Source organism: Elioraea sp. Yellowstone, from assembly GCF_006704265.1.
GTDB lineage: Bacteria > Pseudomonadota > Alphaproteobacteria > Acetobacterales > Acetobacteraceae > Elioraea.
In genome coordinates this window covers 1-5,422 of the sequence record NZ_VIKA01000192.1, presented here as the reverse complement: position 1 = coordinate 5,422, position 5,422 = coordinate 1, and the positions used below count along the sequence as shown (strand labels likewise).

General features: G+C 75.3%; 4 protein-coding genes. All 4 read right to left on the bottom strand.

Going from position 1 to position 5,422, the window contains the following annotated elements; all coding sequences use genetic code 11:
• Positions 1–158: 158 nt before the first annotated feature.
• The gene (locus FK498_RS17140) at positions 159–1,697 is read right to left on the bottom strand and encodes an SUMF1/EgtB/PvdO family nonheme iron enzyme (RefSeq protein ID WP_141856702.1); all 1,539 of its coding nucleotides are present in this window, start codon (positions 1,695–1,697) and stop codon (positions 159–161) included.
• A 13-nt stretch (positions 1,698–1,710) separates the two neighbouring features.
• Entirely contained in the window at positions 1,711–2,919 is a 1,209-nt protein-coding gene (locus FK498_RS17135) for an FtsX-like permease family protein (protein ID WP_141856700.1), read from the bottom strand.
• Positions 2,920–2,921: 2 nt separating this feature from the next.
• Positions 2,922–3,650, bottom strand: coding sequence for an ABC transporter ATP-binding protein (locus tag FK498_RS19470; RefSeq protein WP_161988468.1), 729 nt, complete (start codon positions 3,648–3,650; stop codon positions 2,922–2,924).
• On the bottom strand, positions 3,647–5,422 hold a 1,776-nt coding region (locus tag FK498_RS19465; RefSeq protein WP_237560994.1), incomplete at its 5' end, for a vWA domain-containing protein. The genes FK498_RS19465 and FK498_RS19470, both read right to left, overlap by 4 nt.

Here is a 5,422-nt window from a genome sequence, read left to right as displayed (position 1 = left end):
CGCGCATCGCAGGGCTCGAGTTCCACCTCGTGGGACCGGAGCCGGCCGGGTTCGGCATCGACAATCTCCGCTTCGGCGCGCCCGAGCAGGTAGATCTGCCCGGCGTGCAGCCGCCGCCACGCGAGCCGGCGCGGCCGCTGCTGCTGCCGTGAACGCGCTCAGTTGAGCGGCAGGCCGAGCAGGTCCTCCCCGGCGGCGGGATCGACGCGGCGGATCGGCCGGGCGAGCTCGACATAGGCGACGAAGCGGTCCGCCATCAGCCGGAGCGTGGTGCTGTCCTGGCTCGCGTTCTCGCTCTTCCAGACCGCGAGCTGTTCGCGCAGCACCGCAGGCGGCGTATCGAGCTGCTGCATCGTCAGGTCGTCGAGCACGCGCCGCGTGGTGCGCTGGTTCAGCTCCCAGGACCGGCGCGCGCGGGCGAAATTCTCGATCGCCTCGTCCCGGCCCGGGCCGGACGGCATCCGGTTCGCCTCCTCGATGCCGCGGTCGATCCCGGCGATCACGTCGCGCGCGTTGCGCCAGCCACGCACCAGCACCGCACCCGCGCCGATCGCGCTGCGCGCGGCGCGCGCCTCGGCATCCGCGCGCGCGAAGCGGTCGGCGACGATCGCCTGGCGCACTCGCCGCACCGCCTCGCGCTGTTCCGGCGTGGTCACGCTGCGCTCGAGCACGCGCGACAGCTCGACCGGATCCTCGTCGAGCCGCGCCCGCGTCTCCGCCGCCTCGCGCTCCCATGCCTCGCGCAGCGCCTCGCCACGGCCGAGATCGGTGAGCACCGGCAGGCCGAGCGCGAACCGGAAGCCCAGGGTCGGCAGGGCGAGCGGCGCGCCGTCGGCATCGAGCGGCGGATATTCGGTGCGCAGCGCGAGCCGCGCCCGGTCGGGGGGCGTGCGCACGTCGCCGCCCTTGGCGATCAGTCCGCCGATCCGGCCCTGCGGCCGGCCGCCGCGGTTGGGGCGGAACGGGTCGAGCACCATCTCGGCTGCATTGCCGAGCACGTCGTGCAGACCGAGCGGATTGGGCTTGAGCAGACCAACGGGGCGCAGCTGCGGGCGCGCGCCGGGGCGGAACAGGTGGGCATAGCCGGCGATCGGCCCATCCATGGCGAAGAGCGGCGCGCGGAACGCGGTTTCGGCAACCGCCGTCGCGCCGCGCGCGGCATATTCCCACTCGGCCTCGGTGGGCAGGCGGAAGAAGGCGTGCGCGTCGCCCGCGCGCGGCAGCGCTGCCGCGCCGTGGCGACGCGCCGCGGCCGAGGCGAGCTCGGCGAAGCGCACCGCCTCCGCCCAGGTGATGCCGGTCTGCGGCAGCCCCCGCTCCGTCTCCGCGAGGCCGGCGAGCGCCGCGCAGCCCTGTGCCACCGCCGCGTACTGGCCGCGCGTGACCTCGTACTTGCCGATCCAGCCATGCGCCTCGGCGCCCTGGCCGAAGGCGCCGGCGAGGAAGACGTCGCGCGCATACTCCGCATAGGCGGCCTCGGCCTCCTCGTCGCCGATGATCGCGCGGCGATCGGCGAGCGGGCCGTCGCCGACCGGGATCGGCACCTTGCGGAACGCGATGCCGACCTCGCAGCCGATCGGTACGACGAGATCGTCCGGTGCCGGACGGGGGTTCCACCACGGCCCCGCCGGCGCCTGGGCAGCCGCTCCGGCGGCGAACAGCGCGGCCGGCAGGGCCGCGACCAACAGGCGCATCATCGCGCGTCCTCCGTCACGTCTCGCGCAGCCCCTCCGCCGGCTCGATGGCGAGGATCGGCCGGAGAGCGGCGAGCCCGGCGGCGAGGGCAAGGGCAAGGGCGAGGGCGAGCGCGACGGCGAGATCGACCGCGCGGACGCGGCAGAGCGCCGCCCCACCGAGATAGGTCTCGGCCAGCGCGACGTTCATCCCTGCCGCCACCGCGGCCGCCACGCCGGCCGCCGCGAGCCAGCCGAGCCCCGCCACCAGCGCGCCTTGCGCGAGCGGGAACACCGCGAGCGCATGCCGCCCGAACCCCATCAGGCGCAGCAGGCTGAGGCTGCGCCGCTTGCGCTCGACATTCGCCCAGAGGCTCGCGCCCAGCGCCATGCCCACGCCGACGGCGGCGCAGGCCAGCAGGATCGCGAACAGCACCGTCAGGTTCGCGTCGAGCCGGCGCGTCCAGGCGATCGCGCCGGCGTTGGTCTCGACGTTCAGCCCCGCGGCGGTCAGCTCGGCATCGAGGCGCGCGACGTCGTCGATGCTCGCGGCGTAGAGCCGGAAGGAGGGGAAGAGCCGCGCGGCAGGCGGCTCGACACCCTGCCAGCCACGCGCGGGCACGGCACGGCCCTCGAGGAAGTCCTCGATGTCGGCGACGAGGCCGAGCGGGGCGAACACCGCCGCCCGCTCGCTCGCGCGCGCCGGCGCGATCGCGGCGACGCGGAGCGAGACGTCCGCCCGCGCCCGCGCCGCCCCCGCACGCACCGCCCAGAGCAGGATCGCCTGGCCGGCGGCGAAGCCGCCCTGGCGCGCCAGCCGCTCGCTGATCACCACGGAGTCGGCGCCGATCGCGGCACCGAGCGCGCCGAGCAGCGGGTCGCCCGCACCGGAGACGACCAGTTCGGCGCGCTGGCCGCGGATCGGATCCTCCGGCCGGCCGACATCGATCGAGAGCGAGAGCTCGCGCGTGCGCGGGACGACGAAGGCGACGTCGGGGCGCGCGGCCATGCGCGCGAACCAGTCGGCGTCGAAGGCGCGATGGCCGCGATGGATCACCTCGCGCGTCGCCGGATCCGCGCGCAGCTCATCGAGCAGGTGCTCGACCACGCCTGTCTTCAGCCCGAGCAGCAGAAGGAGCGGTGCCATCACCGCCGCGACGGTGAGCGCGAAGCAGCCGAACAGCCGCCGGTCGTGCGCGGCGTCGGCGACCGCGAGCCGCGCGACCAGGGCGAGGCGCCCGGACATCGTCACGCCCCGACCACCGCGACGGCCGCGCCGTCGCGGTCCGCCACCGCGAAGCGCGCGACGGGCAGGTCGAGCCGCGCCACCATTGCATGGTCGTGGGTGGCGAGCACGAGCGCCGCACCCGCGGCCTCCGTCTCCGCGAGCAGGAGCGCCATCACCTCGACCGCCATCGCCGGATCGACCGCGGCGGTCGGCTCGTCGGCGAGCACCACGGCGGGGCGGTGGACGAGCGCGCGCGCGATCGCCGCACGTTGGCGCTGGCCGACCGAGATCGCCTCGGCCGGGCTGTCGAGCACCGAAGCGACGCCGAGCCGCAGCGCCAGCTCCTCGACCCGCGCGCGATCCTCGCGCCCGGCGAGGCGGGCCGGGAGCGCGATGTTGGCGCGCACCGTCAGGAACGGCAGCAGCCCGCCGGTCTGCAGCACGTAGCCGAGATGGGCCGCACGCGCCGTGGCGAGGGGCGTCTCGTCGCCCTGCCAGGCGGCGGCGACGTCAAGCGGCGCCGCGCCCGCCGCGAAGAGAAACCGTTCCGATCCAGGATCGGGCCGCAGCACGAGGGCGAGCAGGTCGAGCAGGGTGGACTTGCCCGAGCCCGAGGGGCCGAGCAGCGCGAGCCGCGCGCCGGGGGCGATCTCGAGCGCCGGCACCTCGAGCACGAAGCGCCGCCCGCCGCCCTCACGCGTGCGCCGTACGTTGCGGAGCGAGAATACCGGGCCTTCGCGCACGCTCACGGCAGCAGGGCGAGCGGCACCGGGAACATCTCCTCGCCCGGATCGCGCCCGCCGTCGAAGCTGACCCAGAGCTCGCGCGCGCGGCTGAACTCCTCGTAGGCGCGCAGCCGCTGTTCGAGCGTGTCGAGGATCTCGGTCTGCCGGCCGGCGCCCATGCGGCGCCAGGTGTCGCGATCCATCGAGGCGATCTCGCTGACATAGGGCAGATCGTCGAGATACTCGCCGAGCACCGCACCGAGCGTCTCGACGCCGCGCTCGCGCAGCCGCGCGGGATCGCGCGCGAGATGGGCGGCGACCGTGCGCAGCCGCTCGAACACCCCGCCCTCGTCGAGGATGTGGGCGCGGCCCTCGTCGATGATGATCCGCACCGCCTGGGCGAGGTCGTTGAGCTGGTTGCGCGTCAGCAGCACGCGGATCTCGAGATTGTCGGCACCGGGCCTGTAGCGGTCGGCCGCCCAGCCGCGCACCACGTCGGGGGCGGCGGCGCGGTCGCGCCTGCCGAGCCAGGCGAGGCGCATCGCGTGGCCGGCGAGCGCCGCCTGCGCGCCGATGTCGCCGCCCGCCGGTGGTGGCGGGGCGCCACCCGGCCCGGCCGTCTCCGCGACGCGCAGGAGCGCCTGGGTCAGCCGCTCCACCTGCCGGCCGAAGGCCTCGGCGTCGCCGTTCTCGACGGGGAAGTAGAAGGGCTCGAAGTTCGGCCAGGCGGTGAGCTGCAGGTACTGCTGTTCGGCCGAGGCCCAGTTGCGCCGCCCCTGCGGCGTCTTGACGTGGAGCGCGAAGATCGCGGTGCCGCGCGCGCGCGCCACCTCGCGCAGCTCGGCCGGGCCGAGCCCGGTCGAGCTGTAGCGGTCGCGCCGGTTGCCCGCATCCGTCACCAGCACGATGTAGCGCGCGGCGAGGTCCGACCAGTCGAGCTGCTCCATCGCCGCGACGATGCCGGCGAAGCTGTCCTCGTCGAAGGAGAGGCTGTCGACATTGGTCGCGCGCATCGCGCCGATCTTGCGCACGAAGGCGTCCGGGTTCGCGCCGTCCTCGAAGGTGGCGAAGATGCGCGTGAGGTAGTCGAGCCGAGGCTGCACCTCGAGGCTGTTCTGGAACCCGACCAGCGCGAAGCGCGCCCGGCTGCCGAGCGGCGTGCCCGCGATCCCCCGCACGATGCGCGTGAGATTGGCCCGCACGCGCTCGATGTAGGGGTCCATCGAGAGCGTGGTGTCCACCACGAAGGCGACGCCGACGGTGAACGCGCGCTCCTCCGCCGGCGTGCCGCCGATCGGCACCGAGGCCACCTCGACGACGCGGAAGTCGCGCCCGTCCTGGAACACGATCTCCTCCGCCTGCAGGATCGGCAGGAGGTAGAACTGCCGCGCGATGTCCACATGCGTCGCCGGTTCGGCGGCGATCACCGGGAAGTCGGCCGGCACGGGAGGGCGGGCGGCGATCTCGGCGAGCCGGCGCGCCTCCGCGGCCGGATCGGCGCCGGCGAGCATCGCCACCACCTGGTCGCGCTCGCGGAAGAACAGGGTGCGCTCGCGCCCCGCGGGATTGTGGAACACCGCCGTCATGGTGTGACGCCACTCGATCGCGCGCTCGGCCGGGATCCAGCCGAGCGGCGCACCGCGCGCGGCGCGCCCGACCTCGAGCCACGCCGCGCCGTCCGGGTCGGTCCGCCGCGCATAGACATAGAGCGGGGTCAACGGGCTGAGCGGTGCGCCCGCGCCCGGGGCGGCGCCGGGGCCGCGGGCCGAGCCGGATCGGCCCGGGACGGGTCGGGG